Source organism: Achromobacter sp. UMC46, assembly GCF_014170335.1.
Taxonomy (GTDB): domain Bacteria; phylum Pseudomonadota; class Gammaproteobacteria; order Burkholderiales; family Burkholderiaceae_B; genus Achromobacter.
The window spans coordinates 171,665-190,378 of record NZ_LZZS01000006.1; the positions used below are offsets into that span (position 1 = coordinate 171,665).

The 18,714-nt window shown below is 65.9% G+C and carries 18 protein-coding genes; 10 read left to right on the forward strand and 8 right to left on the reverse strand.

Annotated features, from left to right (window positions below; all coding sequences use genetic code 11):
• Nucleotides 1-227: 227 nt before the first annotated feature.
• Nucleotides 228-407 (forward strand): hypothetical protein, encoded by a 180-nt coding sequence (locus A9973_RS11625; protein ID WP_183013926.1) that lies wholly within the window; start codon nucleotides 228-230, stop codon nucleotides 405-407.
• Nucleotides 408-445: 38 nt separating this feature from the next.
• Complete coding sequence (locus tag A9973_RS11630; protein ID WP_183013927.1) at nucleotides 446-2,638, forward strand: phosphocholine-specific phospholipase C; 2,193 nt, start codon at nucleotides 446-448, stop codon at nucleotides 2,636-2,638.
• Nucleotides 2,639-2,708: 70 nt separating this feature from the next.
• Here A9973_RS11630 and ftsY read toward each other — a convergent pair whose 3' ends face one another.
• Entirely contained in the window at nucleotides 2,709-4,049 is a 1,341-nt protein-coding gene (gene ftsY / locus A9973_RS11635; protein ID WP_183013928.1) for a signal recognition particle-docking protein FtsY, read from the reverse strand.
• On the opposite strand from ftsY, the gene rsmD reads away from it, so the two are divergent.
• From rsmD to A9973_RS11655, 4 genes are all read left to right on the forward strand, one after another.
• Nucleotides 4,048-4,614 (forward strand): 16S rRNA (guanine(966)-N(2))-methyltransferase RsmD, encoded by a 567-nt coding sequence (gene rsmD, locus A9973_RS11640; RefSeq protein WP_183013960.1) that lies wholly within the window; start codon nucleotides 4,048-4,050, stop codon nucleotides 4,612-4,614. The two genes, ftsY and rsmD, sit on opposite strands and share 2 nt — an antisense overlap.
• A gap of 58 nt (nucleotides 4,615-4,672) precedes the next feature.
• On the forward strand, nucleotides 4,673-5,176 hold the full coding sequence (coaD, locus tag A9973_RS11645) for a pantetheine-phosphate adenylyltransferase (RefSeq protein WP_006227601.1): 504 nt from the start codon (nucleotides 4,673-4,675) through the stop codon (nucleotides 5,174-5,176).
• 109 nt (nucleotides 5,177-5,285) lie between these two features.
• A complete protein-coding gene (locus tag A9973_RS11650; protein ID WP_006227600.1) occupies nucleotides 5,286-5,537 on the forward strand; it encodes a YfhL family 4Fe-4S dicluster ferredoxin in 252 nt (83 codons plus the stop codon).
• A complete protein-coding gene (locus A9973_RS11655; RefSeq protein ID WP_183013929.1) occupies nucleotides 5,534-6,766 on the forward strand; it encodes a benzoate/H(+) symporter BenE family transporter in 1,233 nt (410 codons plus the stop codon). The genes A9973_RS11650 and A9973_RS11655 overlap by 4 nt, the downstream gene beginning before the upstream one ends.
• A 54-nt stretch (nucleotides 6,767-6,820) precedes the next feature.
• Here A9973_RS11655 and A9973_RS11660 read toward each other — a convergent pair whose 3' ends face one another.
• Both A9973_RS11660 and A9973_RS11665 read right to left on the reverse strand, forming a co-directional pair.
• Nucleotides 6,821-7,207: an MOSC N-terminal beta barrel domain-containing protein gene (locus tag A9973_RS11660; protein ID WP_183013930.1), complete on the reverse strand. Its 387-nt coding sequence runs from the start codon at nucleotides 7,205-7,207 to the stop codon at nucleotides 6,821-6,823.
• Entirely contained in the window at nucleotides 7,204-9,693 is a 2,490-nt protein-coding gene (locus A9973_RS11665) for an AsmA family protein (protein ID WP_183013931.1), read from the reverse strand. Before A9973_RS11665 ends, A9973_RS11660 begins: the two co-directional genes overlap by 4 nt.
• A 396-nt stretch (nucleotides 9,694-10,089) precedes the next feature.
• Between A9973_RS11665 and A9973_RS11670 the strand changes: the two genes are divergently transcribed.
• Together A9973_RS11670 and A9973_RS11675 are read left to right on the forward strand one after the other, a co-directional pair.
• The gene (locus tag A9973_RS11670) at nucleotides 10,090-11,688 is read left to right on the forward strand and encodes an MDR family MFS transporter (protein WP_183013932.1); all 1,599 of its coding nucleotides are present in this window, start codon (nucleotides 10,090-10,092) and stop codon (nucleotides 11,686-11,688) included.
• 3 nt (nucleotides 11,689-11,691) lie between these two features.
• A complete protein-coding gene (locus A9973_RS11675; protein WP_183013933.1) occupies nucleotides 11,692-12,144 on the forward strand; it encodes a MarR family winged helix-turn-helix transcriptional regulator in 453 nt (150 codons plus the stop codon).
• Between the two features lie 17 nt (nucleotides 12,145-12,161).
• Here A9973_RS11675 and A9973_RS11680 read toward each other — a convergent pair whose 3' ends face one another.
• A complete protein-coding gene (locus A9973_RS11680; protein ID WP_183013934.1) occupies nucleotides 12,162-12,932 on the reverse strand; it encodes an IclR family transcriptional regulator in 771 nt (256 codons plus the stop codon).
• A gap of 81 nt (nucleotides 12,933-13,013) precedes the next feature.
• On the opposite strand from A9973_RS11680, the gene A9973_RS11685 reads away from it, so the two are divergent.
• Both A9973_RS11685 and A9973_RS11690 read left to right on the forward strand, forming a co-directional pair.
• Nucleotides 13,014-14,183, forward strand: coding sequence for a M20 family metallopeptidase (locus A9973_RS11685; RefSeq protein ID WP_183013935.1), 1,170 nt, complete (start codon nucleotides 13,014-13,016; stop codon nucleotides 14,181-14,183).
• A gap of 50 nt (nucleotides 14,184-14,233) precedes the next feature.
• A complete protein-coding gene (locus A9973_RS11690; protein WP_183013936.1) occupies nucleotides 14,234-15,250 on the forward strand; it encodes a tripartite tricarboxylate transporter substrate binding protein in 1,017 nt (338 codons plus the stop codon).
• Nucleotides 15,251-15,380: 130 nt separating this feature from the next.
• Here A9973_RS11690 and ychF read toward each other — a convergent pair whose 3' ends face one another.
• From ychF to A9973_RS11710, 4 genes are all read right to left on the reverse strand, one after another.
• Nucleotides 15,381-16,472 carry a redox-regulated ATPase YchF gene (gene ychF / locus A9973_RS11695; RefSeq protein ID WP_105556919.1) on the reverse strand — a complete coding sequence of 364 codons (1,092 nt, stop codon included), beginning with the start codon at nucleotides 16,470-16,472 and terminating at the stop codon, nucleotides 15,381-15,383.
• 96 nt (nucleotides 16,473-16,568) lie between these two features.
• Entirely contained in the window at nucleotides 16,569-17,348 is a 780-nt protein-coding gene (locus tag A9973_RS11700) for a type II CAAX prenyl endopeptidase Rce1 family protein (RefSeq protein ID WP_183013937.1), read from the reverse strand.
• Nucleotides 17,348-17,944 carry an aminoacyl-tRNA hydrolase gene (gene pth / locus A9973_RS11705; protein WP_183013938.1) on the reverse strand — a complete coding sequence of 199 codons (597 nt, stop codon included), beginning with the start codon at nucleotides 17,942-17,944 and terminating at the stop codon, nucleotides 17,348-17,350. The genes A9973_RS11700 and pth overlap by 1 nt, the downstream gene beginning before the upstream one ends.
• A 100-nt stretch (nucleotides 17,945-18,044) precedes the next feature.
• Complete coding sequence (locus tag A9973_RS11710; protein ID WP_183013939.1) at nucleotides 18,045-18,653, reverse strand: 50S ribosomal protein L25/general stress protein Ctc; 609 nt, start codon at nucleotides 18,651-18,653, stop codon at nucleotides 18,045-18,047.
• Nucleotides 18,654-18,714: the final 61 nt, after the last annotated feature.

Consider the following 18,714-nt stretch of genomic DNA (forward strand, 5'->3'; position numbering starts at 1 on the left):
TTCACCTCGACACGCATCTAGCACGACGTTTCAAAAAACACGGTGCGACAAGCTTCGGGTCAGCTGTCTGTAAAAAGAACGACATCCGACGCACCAATACTGGATCGCTGACGTCCGGCCACCTTGCGCCGGGCGCCCTCGTGGCCCGCAGCATCCGCCCGACATGCGTCCTGTGTGACGGCAACGGCCCCTGCGCGGGCCGTCAGCCCATCCACACATACCGAACCATGGAAACCACTTCCCACTTGCTCGCCCATGCAAGACGAGGCCTTGCGGCCTTCTGCGCGCTGTCGCTCGTGTTCTCGCTGTCCGCCTGCGGCGGCGACGACTCGGACGAACCCGCTCCACCGCCCACCACGACGCCCGCCCCGCCGCCTGCCGCGTGCGCGTCGCACTGCGCCCCGTGAAGCCCGTTCCCCTCCGACCTTCAACGACAGAGAAGCCAATGACGTTCGACGCCTCCAAAAGAAAGTTCTTCAAGACCACGCTGGGAACCACCGCCGCCGTAAGCGCCTTGTCGATATTCCCGCCCAGCATCCGCCGCGCCCTGGCCATTGAGGCCAGCAGTCCGACGGGCACCATCCAGGACGTCAAGCACGTCGTGATGCTGATGCTGGAAAACCGTTCCTTCGACGGCTACTTCGGCACTTTTCCCGGCGTGCGCGGCTTTGGCGACCGCTTCCCCATTCCGCTGGCCAACGGCAAGTCGGTGTTCCATCAGACGCGCAGCGACGGCACCGAAGAGCTGCCCTATCACCTGGACACGACGCTGGGCAACGCGCAGCGCGCGGGCAGCACGCCGCACTCCTGGCCCAATTGCCAGGCCGCGTGGGACCACGGCCGCATGAACAAGTGGCCCAGCGCCAAGCAGCCGCTGTCGATGGGCTATTACGAAACCGCCGAAGTCCCCTTCCACCGCGCGCTGGCCGACGCCTTCACGCTGTGCGACCACTACCACTGTGCGATGCACGCGGGCACCATCCCCAACCGGCTGTTCTTCTGGACGGGCACCAACGGCCCGTCCGGCGACAACGTGTCGGTCGTGATGAACGAGATGAACGACGGCGCCGACGTGGGCCCATCCACCGAAGGCTGGACCTGGACCACCTACGCCGACCGCCTGCAGCAGGCCGGCGTCAGCTGGAAGGTCTACCAGAACATCCCGGACAACTTCGGCTGCAACGAGATGATGAGCTTCCGGCACTGGCGCGCCGAGATCGAGAAGATGCCGGCGGACCGGCAAGTGACCAACCAGGGCGGCCCCGCCTACAACCCCGCCATCGACGACCTGTACAGCCCCCTGGCCAAGGGTTTCGGCAACACCATGCCCGACGGCGGCTTCCTGCAAAGTTTGCGCGACGACGTCATGAACGGCACGCTGCCGGAAGTGTCGTGGATCATCCCGCCGGCCGCCTATAGCGAGCACCCCGGCCCGTCCAGCCCCGCCAAGGGCGCGTGGTACATCCAGGCCGCGCTGGACGCGCTGACGCAATCGCCCGAAGTCTGGAGCAAGACCGTGTTCCTGGTGACCTACGACGAGAACGACGGCTTCTTCGACCACATGCCGACGCCGTCCGCGCCCTCGCGCAACGATGACGGCACGCTGGCGGGCAAGTCCACGCTGACGGACGCCGAGATGGCGTTCGAGTACTTCACCTATCCGCCCGCCACGCCCAAGCAGCTGACCGCCGACGGCAAGCCCTATGGCCCCGGCATGCGCGTGCCGATGTGGGTGATCTCGCCGTGGAGCCGTGGCGGCTGGGTCAATTCGCAGGTGTTCGACCACACCTCGGCGCTGCGCTTCCTGGAACAGCGCTTCGGCGTCGTCGAACCCAACATCAGCGCGTTCCGGCGTGCCGTCTGCGGCGACCTGACCTCCACGTTGAACTTCGTATCGCCCAACGGCGCCGGCCTGCCCACCTTGCCCGGCCGCACGACCAAGACGGATGCCGACGGCCTGACGACGTGGCAGGAGTCGCAACCCGCCATCGCCGTCCCCACCCAGCAGACACTGGCCAAGCAGGCGCCCGGCACGCGCCCGTCGCGCGCCCTGCCCTACGAGCTACACACGAGCGCGCGCGAAGAGGCGCGCGAGAACCGCGTCAGGCTGCTGTTCGCCAATGCCAGCGGCGGCCAGGCGGCGGCCGTCTTCCATGTGTACGACAAGCTGCATCTGGACCGCATCCCGCGCCGCTACGTGGTGGAAGCGGGCAAGTCGCTGGACGACGCCTGGGACGTGTCCGCCGACAGCGGCAAGTACGACTTATGGGTGTTGGGGCCGAACGGCTATCACCGCGCCTTCGCGGGCGACCTGATGCAGACGGGCGGCGCGCAGCCCGAGATCCAGGTCTGCTACGTGCCCTGCGACGATGCGCAGGTGCAGGTCAAGCTGCACAACAACGGCAGCCAGGCCTGCACGTTCACCGTCAGCGCCAAGGCCTATCGCGACGACGGCCCATGGACCGCCACCGTGCCGGCCGGCCAGACCGGCGAACTCAGCTGGCCGGTGACCGACAGCGGCCAGTGGTACGACTTCGCGGTGGCATGCGAAGGCTATGCCGCGTTCCAGCGCCGCTTTGCCGGCCGCATGGAAACGGGCAAGGACGGGGTCAGCGATCCGGCGATGGGCCAGGTCTGAAGTTCCCCTCCTCAAATAGCAACGGGGCGGCGCTTGCGCACCGCCCCGTTGCCTTGGGCCTGCCGGCGGGTCAGTCCGCCAGCAAGGCCGCGGCGAACTCGTCCGCCACGAAAGGCTGCAGGTCTTCCAGGCTTTCGCCCACGCCGATCCAGTAGACCGGGATCGGACGCACGCCCTGGCTGCCCGCGGCAACGGCGGCCAGCGTGCCGCCCTTGGCCGTGCCGTCCAGCTTGGTCACGACCAGGCCCGTCAGCGTGATGGCCGCATCGAACGCGCGGATCTGCGCCAGCGCATTCTGCCCGGTGTTGCCGTCCACCACCAGCAGCACTTCGTGCGGCGCGGTGGCATCGGCCTTGCCGATGACGCGGCGGATCTTCTTCAGTTCTTCCATCAGGTGCAGCTGCGTGGGCAGGCGGCCGGCGGTGTCCACCATGACCACGCCCATGCCACGCGCACGGCCCGCGTTGACCGAGTCGAACGCCACGGCGGCCGGATCGCCGCCATCTTGCGCGATGACGCTGACGTTGTTGCGGCTGCCCCACTCCACCAGTTGCTCGCGCGCGGCGGCGCGGAACGTGTCGCCCGCGGCCAGCAGGACGGTGGCGCCCTGGCGTTGGAACGTGTGCGCCAGCTTGCCGATGGAGGTCGTCTTGCCCGCACCGTTGACGCCGGCGATCATCACCACCAGCGGCTTGACGCGGTGCAGGTCGAAGGCGCGCTCCAGCGGACGCAAGTGGTCGGCCAGCAACTGGCGCAGGGCCGTCTTCACCTTGGCCGGGTCTTCGATGCGGTCCTTCTTGACGCGCGCACGCAGCGCGGTCAACAGCTTCTCGGTGGCCTCCAAGCCGGCATCGGCCATAATGAGCGCCGATTCGAGTTCCTCGAACAGGTTTTCGTCGACCTTGACGCCGACGAAGATGCCGCCAATGCTCTGGCCGGTCCGCGACAGGCCCTGCTTCAGCCGCGACAGCCACGACGCCTTTTTAGGCGCTTCGGCGGCGGCGGGCTCGGTGGCGGGAGCTGGCACATTGACCGGTGCATGAGCAGGCGCAGCAATGGGCGTAACCACGGGCGTGACCACGGGCGCAACTACGGGCGCCGTAACGGGTGCGCTGACCGGCGTCTGGACCGGCGCATCGGCGCGTGCAATCGGCGCTACAGTCGGTGCAGCCGGCACGACAGGCGCGGGGGCAGGTTCGGCAACCGGTTCAGGAACCGGCGCCGGTGCAACCTCCACGGGACTCGGTGCGGGTGCGGGTGCTGGTGCGGCTGGCGGGATGGGCGGCGGGATCACCGGCGCGGCGGCGGGTTCCGCAGGCGCGACGGCGGCGTCTATGACCTCAGGCGGCGGCGCGGGCTGGGCCGGCGCGGCAGGCGGTGGGGATTTTTTCTTGAAGAAGCGGCTAAACATGGGTAACAAGTATATTCGTATCGTCGGTGGCCAATACAGGCGCACCCCCATCGCCGTGCCCGACGTGGAGACGCTGCGCCCCACGCCCGACCGGGTGCGCGAAACGCTGTTCAACTGGCTGAATCACCTGTGGGCCGGCGAATTCGCCGACAAGCAGGTGCTGGATCTGTTCGCCGGCAGCGGCGCCCTGGGGTTCGAGGCGGCCTCGCGCGGCGTGGCGCATGTGCAGATGGTCGAGCGGGACAAGACCGCCGCGTCCGCGCTGCGGACACTGCGCGACAAGCTCAAAGCCGACATGATACGCATCCATGTGGGCGACGCGATGCAGGTCGCCGAACGGATGGATGCGTCCCGATTTGACCTCATCCTGTTGGATCCGCCCTTCGGACAGGACTGGCTGCCGCGCCTGTGGCCCATCCTTCCGGGCATTTTGGCCGAGCATGGGCTAGTCTACGTCGAGGCGGAAACCGCCATCGAAGCCCCCGAAGGATTCCAGATCTTGCGGCAGGATAAGGCAGGCGCGGTCCACTACCATCTGCTCGAATTTGCTGCATTGCGGAAATAGATCAATAATCCGGGCTTCGGAGGATGGTGTACACCACTAATAACGGTACGGAGCTCGCATGATCATCGCTGTATATCCCGGCACTTTCGACCCGCTGACCCGGGGCCACGAAGACCTGGTCCGCCGCGCGGCCACGCTTTTCGACAAAGTCGTGGTGGGCATCGCCCTCAGCCGCAACAAGAAGCCTTTCTTCAGCATCGACGAACGCGTGGAGATCGCCCGTGAAGTCCTGGGCCACTACCCCAACGTCGAAGTGCAGAGCTTCGGCGGCCTGCTGAAGGACTTCGTCCGCGACCAGGGCGGCCGCGTCATCGTCCGCGGCCTGCGCGCCGTGTCCGACTTCGAATACGAATTCCAGATGGCCGGCATGAACCGCCATCTGCTGCCCGACGTCGAAACGCTGTTCATGACGCCGTCGGACCAATACCAGTTCATCTCGGGCACGATCGTGCGCGAAATCGCCCAACTGGGCGGCGACGTCAGCAAGTTCGTGTTCCCGTCCGTGGAACGCTGGTTGCAGGAAAAGGCCAAGGAACGCCGCGAACAGTCCTGGCCGGGCTGATCCGCCAGGCCCCGCACCATCCCCGAAGGGCGCGATTTCGCGCCCTTCTTGCGCTTTCCCTCCCGGCAGTACAATGTGAGCCGCCCCCGGCTTTCCTCCGCTGCCCATCATGGCCCTGCTGATCACTGAAGAATGCATCAATTGCGACGTTTGCGAGCCCCAGTGCCCGAACGACGCGATTTCCATGGGCGAGGACTATTACGTCATCGATCCCGACAAATGCACGGAGTGCGTCGGCCATCACGACGAACCCCAGTGCAAGGTGGTGTGCCCGGTGGAGTGCATTGAACTGCATCCCCAATGGAACGAAGGCCAGGAACAGCTCATGGCCAAGTACCGCCGCCTGACCGGTGCCGCATGAGCGACACCACGCAAACCCGCATCAATCTTCCCGCTCCGTCTCCCGCCCCCCATCACGCCCGCCGCGACCTGTCCGCGTCCGCCGTCGCCGCAGGCCTGGTCGCCGTGCTGGTCAGCTTTGGCGGCACTGCGGTCCTGATGGTGCAAGCGGGCCATGCGGCAGGCCTGAATGCGGCGCAGATCGGCTCCTGGATCGGCTCGCTGAGCCTGGCCTTCGGATTCGGCGGCGCGTTCTACAGCCTGCGCACCGGCCTGCCCATCGTCATGGCCTGGTCCACGCCCGGCGCCGCCTTGCTCGTGACCGCGCTGGTCGGCGTCCCGTTCAATGAAGCCATCGGCGCCTACGTGCTGGCCGCCGGCCTGACGCTCGCCTGCGGGCTGTTCGGCTGGATCGATCCCATCCTGCGCCGGATCCCCGGCGAAGTCGCCGCCGCCATGCTGGCCGGCGTGCTGCTCAATTTCGGCATGGGCATCTTCAGCAGCGTCGGCAAGCAGCCCGCGCTGGTGCTGGCGATGTGCGTCACCTACCTGGCCTGCCGGCGCTGGGCGCCACGCTACGCCGTGCTGGTGGTGATGGTGGTCGCCATCGCCCTGGCGTTCGGGCTGGACCTGATTCGGCTGGACCTGCTGGACTGGCACCTGACGGAATTCGTCTGGACCACGCCCACTTTCAGCGCGCAAGCCATCGTCAGCCTGGGCATCCCGCTGTTCGTCGTGGCCATGGCATCGCAGAACCTGCCCGGCCTGGCGATCCTGCAAGCCGCCGGCTATCGCCCCCCTGCCTCCCGCATCGTGGCCGCCACGGGCCTGCTGGGCCTGCTGGCCGCGCCCTTCGGCGCGCACAGCGTGACCATGGGCGCTATCAGCGCCGCCATCTGCACCGGCCCCGAAGCCCACCCCGATCCCGCCAAGCGCTATATCGCGGCCGCGACCTACGGGTTGGGCTATGTCGGGTTAAGCGTGGTGGCGGGCGCCGTGGCGGTGTTCTTCCAGGCCTTGCCTGCGGCGCTGCTGGCCGCGCTGGCCGGCCTGGCGCTGCTCGGCACGATCATGGGCGGCATGGCCGCCGCGATGGCCAACCCGCAACGGCGCGAAGCCGCGCTCATCACCTTGCTGGCGACGGCGTCGGGGTTCAGTTTCTGGGGAATCGGATCGGCCTTCTGGGGCCTGGTGGCGGGCCTGCTGGCCCACACGGCATTCGAATACAAGCGCGCCAAGACGGGCGCTTAGAGGCCGGTTTGGAAGCCGGCCCCGCCGCATCCCTCCGGCGGCTTCTGGACAGCGTCAGACGGGCCAGGCGGCCACGGGCGTGTCCGGGTGCACCTTCATGATGCGGCAAGGCACCTGCACGAAGTTCGAGATCCAGGCCGCGGCCAGTTCCCCTTCGTCGACCACGTCGATGGTCTGCTCGCCCACCTTCATGCTGTAGCGAACGCTGTCGTCGTCTTCGATGACATCCAGCGGAATGTCCATGCGCAGCATGCCCGGCGCCTTCAGCACCAGATACCCCAGGCGCAGCTCTACCGACACGTCGGCAAGGCGCGGGCACAATTCGCGGTTCAGCCACTGCCCGGAATCATTGGCGATAAGCCATTGCCGGTGATAAGCGGCCGCGGCGGGCTGCGGCGTGACGCCGCATTCCGCGATGGGCTGGAAATTATCAGTGCTCATTTGCCCAGCAATCCCTTCAAGGCCTTATCCAGCGGGGCGCCGTTCTTGCCCTTGCCCGTGACGGCTTCACGCAACTTGTTTTCCAGGCTGCGCTTGAGGATGCCGCCGATGGCGTCTTTCCACAGCACCGTGTAGGTCGGTTTGTCGAACGGGCCCTTCACGTGCACGGGGATCGTCACGTCTTTCAGATCGATCAGTTCCTTGCCTTCGGGGTCCGCCGCCGGGTTGACCACGCGCGCCCGCGCCACCAGATCCAGCTCGCTCTTCACGAAGTCGATGCTGGCCGGATCACCCTGCGTCACGCGCAGCAGCGGCGACACGACGTTCAGGCGCTTCACGGCGGCCACGCCCTTGGTGAAGGCCAGGTCGGCGTCCATCTCGGAGAATTCCGTCTGCTTGCTGGTATCGGCCGCCACGGTCTCGTCTTGCGATTCGGGCTTGAAGGCCGCCTTCAAATCACGCAGCGTCTGCGTCAGGTTGATGCCCTTGACCGCGCCATCGCGCAGGCGCACCTGCAAGGTGCCGCCCAGGCCGCTCTTCATGGCGTAGACATTGGCGCCACCGGTCTTCAGGTCCAGCGCCAGGCTGCCCGTGCCGCTCAGCACGTTCCGGTTCGCCAGGTCCATCAGCAGCGGTTCGATGGCGATGCCCGCCAGCGACATCTTGGTCGCCAGCTGATTGCCTTGCGCGGCGTCCAGGGACAATGCGCCGGCCAGCTTGCCGCCGTACAGGCCAGCCGTCAGGCTGGAGATATCCAGCTTGCCCTTGTCCAGCTTGACCACGGCGGCGACTTCGTCGGCCTTCAGGCCGCGCACGACCAGCTTGCCGACCTTCAGGGTGCCGTTGACGCTGGGGCCCACCAACGCGGACAGGTCGATCGAATCGTCCACCGGAGCCACTGGCGCGGCAGGCTTGGACTCGTCTTTCTTGCCGTCGGCGGGCGGCTTGGCGGGTGCCGCTGCGACAGGCGGCACCAGCTTGTCCAGGTCCAGCGTATCCACGGCCAGGGCGAACTTCACCATCGGCGTATCGGTCAGCTTGGTGATGTCGGCGCTCAGGTCGAACTTGCCGCCTTCCAGCACGGCGTTGATCTTGCTGCTGGCCTGGTCCTTCAGCAGGTCCACGGTCAGGCTGCCGATCACCGGGATCTGCAGGCTGCCCTTGGGCAGGCCCGGGTCGGTGATGCTCACGTCGCCGCGCAATCCCGACAGGCCGCCGCTGCGCTGCAGCAGGTTCAAGGAAAGCGGCGAGGCGAAGTTCAGCTTGACCACGCGTTCGCCGTTCTTGGACGTGCTGTCCACCTTGGCTTCCTTGATGTCCAGCTCGGCGGCGTTGCCGCTGATGCCGTTCAGGCCGAAGCTGGCGTCCAGGCCGCTGATGCGCACACGGCCCGTCAGCGCTTCGCCGGTGGCCGACGCGGGCGAGATATTCAGCGCCGGCGCGTCAACCGCCAATTCAAACGGCCCATCGGTGGAATTGCCCTTGGCGCGCACCGCCAGCTTTTCGATCTGCAGTTGGCTCTTGTGCGGATCGATCGCCAGCTTGGGCATGGCTACGCTGGCTTCCACGTTGGTGGCGCGCGCGGCCGGGTCGGTGATGTCGCCTTGGAAAACCACTTCCAGGCCCGCCACGTCCAGCGCCGACTTCTGGCCATTGAAGGCCAGGTTGCCGCGCATGGCCAGGCTCTTGGCCTCGGCGCCGGGCAACTTGCCGTCCATGCGCAGATCCAGCTTCTGGGCCGCATAGCGCTTGGCCGACGGGTCAAGCGTGAGCAAGGCCTGGCCGGTCAGGTTGGCGTCGACGCGGGGGTTGCCGCCTTCGACGCGCGCCGTCAGGCGCACATCGAACGGCTGGTTGAAGGTGACGCGTCCGGTGTTGGCGTTGATCTTCGTCACGGCCACGGCCATGCCCGAGATCTCATCCTGCAACTGCACTTCGCCATCCTTCAGGTCCAGCCCGGCGATGTCGATCTGCATGTTATTGCGGTTCGGCGGCAGCGTGCCGCTGGTGATGGCCTGGGCCGCGGTCTGGGCCGCCCCCACCAGCGCTTCTGCCGGATTGGCCGGCGCGGTCGCGATGGAGGGCGTGCCGCCCACAAGGTTGCTGAAGTTGAACTGGCCGTCCTTGCCCCGCACCACGCGCGCCTTGAAGCCACTGATGGCGACGTGGTCCACCACGAAGCTATTGGACAGCAACGGCCACACGGCGACCGCCAGGCGGGTGCTTTCGATGGAGGCGAAGGTGTCGGGGCTATTGGGCTCGGACAGCGACACGCCCTGCACCGACAGGCCGATGCGCGGGAACAGCGACAGCTCGATTTCGCCGTCGATCGTGAGGGTGCGGTGATAGCGTTCCTGCACAAGCTCTTCCAGCTTGTACTTGTACGCGTTGGGATCGAATGTCAGCAAGAAGATGGCCAGGCCAACGACGGCCACGACAACCAACACCACCAGGCCTATCAAAATGCGCTTGAACCACGTTTTCATTGCCGCCCCGTCGGTACCTCGACTGGAAATCCTTGAATGCCGCCCACCGCGCCATGGCGCGGGGAGGGTGCTATAGCGGTGGAAAACCACACGCCAATTGGAGCTTTTTGCCTTTTTGGACGAGTCCTCGCTCCTGCCGGAAGCCTGTGGCTGCGGCGCCAAAAGAGAGGGTCTACCAAGGAAGGCCTGCTGAAGACGCCGGCATGACCAGCGTGCAGATTCCGCTATCGTAACAAATCGGACCGGCTTCGCGATGCCATAACGGTCGCCTTGCCAAAAACCCGGCCGATTCGCCTGCGCCGCACACCCTTTTCAGGGCCATGAAGCTGACGGCTTTCTGTCTGGCGGATTGTAGGACTAGAATGATTGATCTATCAATCATTGATGCATCCAATAATGCCCGCCCCCACCCCCAGCACCCCGCATTCGCCCGGCCAGGTGCTTCCTTTCCGCCAGACCTTGATGGCCATGCTGGGCATGTGCTTCGTCATGATGATGGTCGCCATCGACCAGACGGTGGTGGGCACAGCGCTGCCGACCATTGTGGCCGAACTCAAGGGCTTCGAACTGTATGCATGGGTTGCGACGTCTTACCTGCTGACCTCCGTCATCACGGTGCCGATCTTCGGGCGCCTGGGCGACTACTACGGCCGCAAGCCCTTCGTGGTGGCGGCGATCATCCTGTTCACGGCGGCCTCGGTGCTTTGCGGCGCGGCCGACAGCATGTTCACGCTGGTGCTGGCGCGCGCCCTGCAAGGCATCGGCGGCGGCATGCTCGTGGGCACGGCCTTCGCGTCGATCCCCGACCTGTTCCCCGACCCGCACGTACGGCTGCGCTGGCAGGTCATGCTCAGCTCCGCCTTCGGCATCGCCAACGCCGTCGGCCCGACGCTCGGCGGCGCGCTGACCGAGCATTACGGCTGGCGCTCGGTGTTCTACGTGAACCTGCCGATCGGCATCCTGGGCCTGTGGTTCGTGGCGCGCTACCTGCCGCACCTGCGCAACCACACGTCGGGCAAAGTGCGGCTGGACTGGCAAGGCGCTGTCCTCGTCGCGCTGGCGCTGGGCAGCCTGCAATTGCTGGTCGAACTGCTGCCCAAGGAAGGCGTCAGCCTCTCGATCGTGCTGCTGGGCGTGGGCAGCGTCGCGGCCTTCGCGCTGCTGTACTGGTGGGAAAAGCGCTGCCCGCACCCGCTCTTGCCGCTGGACATGTTCCGCAACCGCGGCCTGGCCACGCTCTTCACGCTGGCCCTGCTGGTGGGCGTGACGATGTATTCGCTGCTGTTCTACGCGCCCCTGCTGCTGCAGGGCGGCTTCGGCCTGTCGCCGCAGGACGCCGGCCTGCTGATCACGCCCATGGTGGTCTTCATCACGGTAGGCAGCATCATCAACGGGCGCGTCATCACGCGCATCCGCAACCCCAACCGGATGCTCTACGCCGGCTTCCTGCTGATGGCCTTGTCCTGTTTGGGGATTGTTACCACCCATAGCTATACGTCACACGGGCTGATCGCCGCCTACATGCTGATGGCCGGCCTGGGCATGGGCTTCATCATGCCCAACCTGACCGTCTTCGCGCAGCAGACCGCCGGGCGCACCCATCTGGGCATCGCCACGGCGCTGCTGCAGTCTTTGCGCATGATCGGCGGCATGCTGGGCACGGCGGTGGTCGGCACGATGGTGAGCCACAGCTATTTCAGCGGCGTCGAATCCACGCTGCGCGGCGCCTCGGCGCAATGGCTGCCCGAACTGAACGACCCGCAGATGCTGGTCAATCCCGCGGCGCAGACGCAGTTCCTGGCACAATTGGCCCATCAAGGCCAGGACGGGACGTCGTTGATCGAGATCGCGCGCGTTGCGCTGGTGGGCGCCATCCACGAAGGGCAGCTCATCGCGCTGGCCGTCGCCATCTTCGCGCTGTGGTGCGTGCGGCGCGTGCCCCTGGTGCAATTGGCCCGGCCTCCGAAAGCGGAGTCCGCGAGCGTCGGAGAGTAGCTTTTGCCCAAACAACAACAAGGCCTGCAAGTCGTCCAGCACATGGGGCAGACGTACCGCGTGATGCAAAGCGCGTTCAGCAGCAAGGTGGGCCATGCCCTGCCCCGCTGGCGCATTCTGCTGGCGCTGCACGAATGCGGGCAGTGTTCGCAAAAGCACCTGGCCGAACGCTGCCGTCTGGACCCCGCGTCATTGACGCGGCAATTGCAGGCCATGCAGAAACTGGGATGGATCTCGCGCGCGGTCGACGCGCAAGACAACCGGCTGACCAACGCCACACTGACGCTGGCCGGGCAGGCAGTGGTCAACGACGCCCTGCCCAAGCGCGCGGCCTTCTTCGATGAATCGCTCAAGGGCCTGTCGGCCGCCGACGTCGATACGCTGAACCGCGTGCTGAGCGTGCTGGAAGAGAATTTCCTGCGCGCGGCGGGCGGCAAGCCCGCTACCGCACCATAACGGCCGGCGCCGCTTCGCTAGTCCTGCGCGTTGCGGCCCTGGAACTGCGCGATGGCGGCCAGCAGGAACGGCGCGAACTTCTCGGCGTAGGCCTCGCCGCTCCACGCGGTGGACGACCCGGACACATGCAACGCGCCGTAGGCCTCCCCTTGCGCATTGGTCACCGCCGCCCCCAGGCTGACCTCCCCCACGATGAATTCGTCGACCAGCAGGGCATAGCCCTGCTCGCGCGCCTTCTTGACCTCGGCTTTCACGGCGCGGACGGTCGTCAGCGTTTTCGGCGTATGGGCCGTCATCGCCATGCCGTCCAGCTGCGCCGACAGCTCGGCCTCGCTTAGCCGGGACAGCACCGCGCGCCCGCCAGCCGTGCAATACAGCGGCACCCGCCGTCCGACCAGCGACGCGTGGTAGTGCTCCGTGTGGGTCTGGTGGCGCATCACGTGCACCAGCTCATTGCCGTCCCGCAGCGACAGGCTGATCTTCTCGCCGGTCGCTTTCGACAGGTCCAGCATGATCGGATTCAACGCTTCCACCAGCGCATGCGTGCGCAGGAAATGGAAGGTCAGGTTGAGCATGCCCTTGCCCAGCCGGTAGCGGCGCGTCTGCGGGTTCTGCTCCAGGTAGCCCTCGGCACACAAGGTGTAGGCGTAGCGCTGCGCGGCGCTCTTGTCCAGGCCGCTGCGCGCCATGATCTCCATCAGGCTCAGGTCGCCCGCGGCGCTCTTGAAGCAGTCCAGCACCTGGAACGCCTTGCCCACCGAGCCCACGTACAGCGCATTTGTCGTCATCGTTTTACCTAATAGTCGGGCCGCGCCCTAGTAGCACATAATAATACTAAGTATTAAATAACAATACCTGAGGAGTAAAGCATGCATCTTGCCGTTGAACCCACCGCCACGCAATGGCTTGAAAGCCAGCAGCCGGCCATGCTTGCGCTGCTGGCAGACATCGTCAACATCGACTCCAGCAGCTACGACAAACCCGGCGTGGCGCGCGTGTTCCGCCGCCTGGAATCGTTCTTCGCATCGCACGGCCTGACCGTGGCGTCGCACTACGCGGGCGACGTCGAAGCCGCGATCTCGGTCACCGTGAACCGCGGCAGCGCCGTCGGCAAGCCGGTCTTGCTGATGGGGCATTGTGACACCGTCTTCCCGGCCGGCGAAGCCGCCCGGCGGCCCTTCCGCATCGACGCCGGCCGCGCCTACGGGCCCGGCGTGGCCGACATGAAATCCGGCATCGTCATGAACGCCTTCCTGCTGGCCGCCCTGGCCCGCGCGGGCGACGCCGCCCCCGAAGTCACCGGGCTGTTCACCTGTGACGAAGAAATCGGCTCGCCGCTCAGCAAGGACACGATCACGGCATTCGGCAAGCAGGCCGGCTTCGTGTTCAACGCCGAGCCCGGCCGGCCGTCGGGCAATGTCGTGACCGGCCGCAAAGGCGGCGTGTTCTTCAACATGGAAATCGAGGGCCGCGCGGCGCACTCCGGCGCGAACTTCGCCGAAGGCATCAGCGCCATTTCGGAACTGGCGCACAAAGTCGTCGCGCTGGATGCGCTGACCGACATCGACGCAGGCGTCACCGTCAACGTCGGCCTGGTCAATGGCGGCCTGTCAGTCAACACCTCCGCGCCGTCCGCCACCGCCGCCATCGACCTGCGCATCTTCAATCTTCAACAACGCGAATCGCTGGTCAGCAGCATCCGCTGCATCTGCAACAAGTCCTTCATCACCGGCACCTTGTCCAAACTGGACATCACCGGTGAATTCAAACCCTTCGTGCCCACCGCGCATTCGCGCCGCCTGTTCGAGCTCTACCAGGCCGAGCTGGGCGCGATCGGCCACAAGGCGGAAGCGGAATTCAGCGGCGGCTGCGCCGATTCAGGCGTGACCTCCAGCCTGGGCGCCATCACGCTGTGCGGCACCGGCCCCGTCGGCGGCAAGTTCCACACGCTGGACGAGTATTGCGAAGTGGACACCATCGTCCCCCGCGGACTGGCGGTCCTGAACACGATATCGCGGCTTTCCCACACCGAGTGGTAGGCGGCACCCGCGCCGCCTGACCCTCCCGGCTTTCTCACCTGGTGATCCTCATGACATCCCACGCATTGCAGACACGCCGTTCGATCCTCAAAGCCAGTGTGGCGCTGACATTCGCGCCCGCCACCGCCTGGATGACAGCCGCCCACGCCCAGGCCTACCCGAGCGGGCCGGTCAGCATGATGGTGCCATACCCGGCGGGCGGACCCAGCGACCTCAGCGCGCGCATCCTGAGCGGCCCCATCGGCGACAGCCTGGGCGCGCGCGTCGTGGTGGAGAACCTGGGTGGCGCCACGGGGACGATCGCGGCCTCGAAAGTGCTCAATGCCAAAGCCGACGGGGGCATCTTCTTCCAGGGCTCGCAGAACGAATTGATCCTGCCGCCGCTGACCAACCGGGCCGTGCGCTATCAGCCCGACGCGTTCGAGAGCCTGCAACCGATCACCGTCACCCACCTGGTGCTGCTGGTGCGCACCGGCCTGCCCGTGGACTCGATGGACGCGTTCCTGAAGCTGGCCGCGCAACGCGATGCGTCCACGTCGCTGACCTACGGCACGGTGGGCGTGGGATCGCTCTACCACCTGATCACGGAATACCTGGGCAAGACCGTCAAGGTGCCGTTCACGCACGTGCCCTACACCGGCACCGCGCCGGTCATCCAGGACCTGTCCGGCGGACAGATCGACTTCAGCATCATGCCGTTCCAGGCATCCATGCTGGAAATGATCAAGGGCGGCCGCTTCAAGGCGATCGCCGTGCTGTCCCGGAACAAGCCGGCCGTGCTGGCGCAAGTGCCCAGCATCACGGAAACGCCCGCGCTGGCCAATTTCGAATACGCCAGCTACGCCGGCTACTACGTGAAGAAAGGCACGCCAGACACGGTCAAGCAAGCGCTGAACAAGGCCATCGGCCACGCGCTGGAAGACAAGACGGTGATCGCCAAGCTGGAAGCCGACGGGCGCAATGTCTCGCCCCGGATGAGTTTGGAAGAAGCGGCGGCGGCCTATGCGACCCAGATCGCGAAGTACAAGGAGATGATCCGCGTGACGGGGTATTCGCAGGCGGGTTGATCCCAAGAAAAGAGGCCGCCCATGGGCGGCCTCTTTGCGTCACTGCCGGCGCTGAAGAACAATCGCTTAATGGCGCCTGTTCGTCTCGTGGCGCCGGAGTGTCGAGAGTGCGTCGATTAAGAGACGTGGATCAGACGTTGAACAGGAAGTTCATCACATCGCCATCCTGCACGATGTATTCCTTGCCTTCGGCGCGCATCTTGCCCGCTTCCTTGGCGCCCTGCTCGCCCTTGTAGGTGATGAAGTCCTCATACGCGATCGTCTGAGCACGAATAAAGCCGCGTTCGAAGTCGGTGTGGATGACGCCGGCGGCTTGCGGCGCGGTGGCGCCGATGGCGACCGTCCAGGCGCGCACTTCCTTCACGCCGGCGGTGAAGTAGGTCTGCAGGCCCAGCAGTTTGAAGGCGGCGCGGATCAGGCGGTTCAGACCCGGCTCTTCCATGCCCATGTCGGACAGGAAGGCTTGGCGGTCAGCGTCGTCCAGGTCCACGATTTCGGATTCGATGGCGGCACAAATGGCCACGACCGGCGCGTTGCGCGCGGCGGCGAATTCGGTCAGGCGGTCCAGCAGCGGGTTGTTCGTGAAACCGTCGTCGGCCACGTTGCCCACGTACATGGCGCGCTTGGCGGTGATGAAGCACAGCTGGGCGATGTCGGCGTGTTCTTCCGTCGTCAGGTCCAGCGCGCGGATCGGCTTGGCTTCGTTCAGCTGGGCAATGCATTTTTCCAGCACGGCCACGATGCGCTGCGATTCCTTGTCGCCGGAACGCGCGGTCTTCTGGTGGCGCAGCAGGGCCTTCTCGGCGGTCTGCAGGTCGGCCAGCGCCAGCTCGGTCTCGATGACTTCGATGTCGGCGATGGGGTCGACCTTGCCGGCCACGTGGATCACGTTCGGATCTTCGAAGCAGCGCACGACGTTGACGATGGCGTCGGTTTCGCGGATGTGCGACAGGAACTGGTTGCCCAGGCCTTCGCCCTTGCTCGCGCCGGCGACCAGGCCCGCGATGTCGACGAATTCGACGGTGGCGGACAGGATGCGTTCGGGTTTGACGATTTCAGCCAGCTTCTGCAAACGCGGATCCGGCACCTCGACCACACCGACGTTGGGTTCGATGGTGCAGAACGGGTAGTTCTCGGCGGCGATGCCGGCGCGGGTCAGAGCATTGAAGAGTGTCGATTTGCCAACGTTGGGCAGGCCGACGATGCCGCATTGCAGAGCCATGGGAATCCTGTGTAAGTACGGTATTGATCGTTAACGTTCTAGTTTACCCCGGCCAGCGGCAGGGGTACCTGCCGGCGCGCCGGGGATGCGGCCCCGCTAACTGGCGGCGGTGGGCGCCCAGCGCATGACGGCCCAGATCATCAAAATGGGGCCGGCATTGAAGGTGGCGTGCAGCAGGATGGCCGCGCCGATGCCGCGGCGCACGCGCATCCAGCCCAGCACCAGGCCGGTCAGCCACTGCGGCAGCACCAGCAGCGGCATCAGCCAGTACGGCGTCTTGCTGTAGACGAAGTTCGTCAGGTGCACGGCGGCAAATGTCAGGGCCACCAGATGGAACACCAGGCCGAAGTGCTTCAGGTAATAGCGCCGCCAGGCCGTGTCCCAGCCCTTCAGGGGCTCGGCGCGCTGGCGCGTCCCCCAGCATGCCAGGATCACGAACGCGGCCAGCAGCAGGCCTGTCCACAGCTTGGGGCCATACAGCACGACAGGCATCAGGGCCGGAACCAGCCACAACACTTGCCGCGGACGGCGCAAACCGTAGCGAAAGAGCATTTCTTCGACCAGCGGGGCCCACAGCACGGCGGTCAGCCACGGCAGGTTGGTCGGATCGATGCGGTGCGTCGCGCCCCCCATGCCGGCCGCCATCACGGCCACCGGCCCCAGCGCGAACAGGTTCAGCGCCCACAGCAGCCCGGCCCACGCCAGCAAACGGCCGGGGCCGATGCCCGGCCACCAGTCAGCGGCCAGGCTGCCGCCAGTGGTGCGCCCCCGCAGGCGGGCCACGGGCTGCGGATGGCGGATGAAGCGCCAGAAATCCGCGACCTCGTTGCGAAAGCGCATCTTGCCGCCGGACGGGGGCTGCGGGCTGGCGGACATCAGGCGACGTTGCCGCTATGCAGTTGGCGGGTGGCCAGCGCGAAATCTCCGGCCAGCATCGCCGGCACGACGGCGCGGCAACGGTCGATGACGGCTTCGATTTCTTTCTGTTCCTCGCGGCGCGGCGGGTGCAGCACGAAGTCCGCCACTTGCTGGGCCAGGTTCAACGTGCGCGGATGGCCGATGCCGATGCGCAGGCGCCAGAAATTGGGGCTGCCCAGCACGGCCTGGATATCCTTCAAGCCGTTGTGGCCGGCATGGCCGCCGCCCTGCTTGAGCTTTACCTGGCCGGGCAGCAGATCCAGTTCGTCATGCAGCACCAGCACCTGCTCGGGCTCCAGCTTGTAGAAGCGGGCCAGCGCGCCGACGGCCTGGCCGGATTTGTTCATATAGGTGATGGGTTTGAGCAGCAGCACGTTGTCCGTGCCCAGGCGCGACTTGGCGACCATGCCGAAAAAAGACTTCTCCAGCGCGAAAGAAGTGCGCAGGTCGTCCGCCAGGTGGTCGGCCAGCCAGAAGCCGGCGTTGTGCCGGGTGGTTTCGTAGTCGGGACCGGGATTACCCAATCCCACGATGAGGCGTATGGGAATAGACATGATGGAGGGTGTTTAAACCAAAAAACCCTGCGCATGCAAATGCACACGCAGGGTTTCGGGCATAAGCCGCAGGGAAAGCCCGAAGGCCTTCCCGCAGAACTTAGGCGGCCGGAGCGGCGGCTTCGGCTTCGTCGGCGGCAGCGCCGCCCTTGACGATGGCGGCAGCCAGCAGCGGGTTGTCTTCACCGCCGTGGGGGACGTACGTCACGCCCATGGGCAGCTTGATGTCAGCCAGGTGGATCGAAGCGCCAGCCAGGATGTTGGTCAGGTCGACTTCGATGAACTGGGGCAGAGCCTTCGGCAGGCAGGTGATTTCCAGTTCGGTCGTCACGTGGCTGATGATGGCGCCCGACAGCTTCACGGCCGGCGAGATTTCAGCGTTCACGAAGTGCAGCGGCACCTTGGTACGCAGGGCTTGGTTGGCGTCGACGCGCTGGAAGTCCACGTGCAGGACTTGCGGCTTGTAGGCGTGCCATTGAACCGAACGCAGCAGAACTTGCTCTTCCTTGGCGCCTTCGAGCTGCATTTGCAGGATCGATGCGTGGAATTCTTCCTTACGCAGGGCGTGGTAGATCTCGTTGTGGTCGAGTTCGATGTTCAGGGGGGCAGCCGTACCACCATAGACAATGGCGGGAACGCGGCCCGCGCGGCGCAGGCGGCGGCTCGCACTCGAACCCTGGACGCTACGCGCAGTGGCGATAAATTTCATGGAAAACTCCAAAAACAAAATAAGGTGAAGAGGCTTCACCAGTTAACGGCACGGCGCGCAA

Excerpts from the sequence above, each read along its gene's own strand:
- A9973_RS11625 (WP_183013926.1), top strand. The coding sequence starts at position 228 with ATGGAAACCACTTCCCACTTGCTCGCCCATGCAAGACGAGGCCTTGCG.
- A9973_RS11630 (WP_183013927.1), top strand. The coding sequence starts at position 446 with ATGACGTTCGACGCCTCCAAAAGAAAGTTCTTCAAGACCACGCTGGGA.
- rsmD (WP_183013960.1), top strand. The coding sequence starts at position 4,048 with ATGGGTAACAAGTATATTCGTATCGTCGGTGGCCAATACAGGCGCACC.
- ftsY (WP_183013928.1), bottom strand. The coding sequence starts at position 4,049 with ATGTTTAGCCGCTTCTTCAAGAAAAAATCCCCACCGCCTGCCGCGCCG.
- coaD (WP_006227601.1), top strand. The coding sequence starts at position 4,673 with ATGATCATCGCTGTATATCCCGGCACTTTCGACCCGCTGACCCGGGGC.
- A9973_RS11650 (WP_006227600.1), top strand. The coding sequence starts at position 5,286 with ATGGCCCTGCTGATCACTGAAGAATGCATCAATTGCGACGTTTGCGAG.
- A9973_RS11655 (WP_183013929.1), top strand. The coding sequence starts at position 5,534 with ATGAGCGACACCACGCAAACCCGCATCAATCTTCCCGCTCCGTCTCCC.
- A9973_RS11660 (WP_183013930.1), bottom strand. The coding sequence starts at position 7,207 with ATGAGCACTGATAATTTCCAGCCCATCGCGGAATGCGGCGTCACGCCG.
- A9973_RS11665 (WP_183013931.1), bottom strand. The coding sequence starts at position 9,693 with ATGAAAACGTGGTTCAAGCGCATTTTGATAGGCCTGGTGGTGTTGGTT.
- A9973_RS11670 (WP_183013932.1), top strand. The coding sequence starts at position 10,090 with ATGCCCGCCCCCACCCCCAGCACCCCGCATTCGCCCGGCCAGGTGCTT.
- A9973_RS11680 (WP_183013934.1), bottom strand. The coding sequence starts at position 12,932 with ATGACGACAAATGCGCTGTACGTGGGCTCGGTGGGCAAGGCGTTCCAG.
- A9973_RS11685 (WP_183013935.1), top strand. The coding sequence starts at position 13,014 with ATGCATCTTGCCGTTGAACCCACCGCCACGCAATGGCTTGAAAGCCAG.
- A9973_RS11690 (WP_183013936.1), top strand. The coding sequence starts at position 14,234 with ATGACATCCCACGCATTGCAGACACGCCGTTCGATCCTCAAAGCCAGT.
- ychF (WP_105556919.1), bottom strand. The coding sequence starts at position 16,472 with ATGGCTCTGCAATGCGGCATCGTCGGCCTGCCCAACGTTGGCAAATCG.
- A9973_RS11700 (WP_183013937.1), bottom strand. The coding sequence starts at position 17,348 with ATGTCCGCCAGCCCGCAGCCCCCGTCCGGCGGCAAGATGCGCTTTCGC.
- pth (WP_183013938.1), bottom strand. The coding sequence starts at position 17,944 with ATGTCTATTCCCATACGCCTCATCGTGGGATTGGGTAATCCCGGTCCC.
- A9973_RS11710 (WP_183013939.1), bottom strand. The coding sequence starts at position 18,653 with ATGAAATTTATCGCCACTGCGCGTAGCGTCCAGGGTTCGAGTGCGAGC.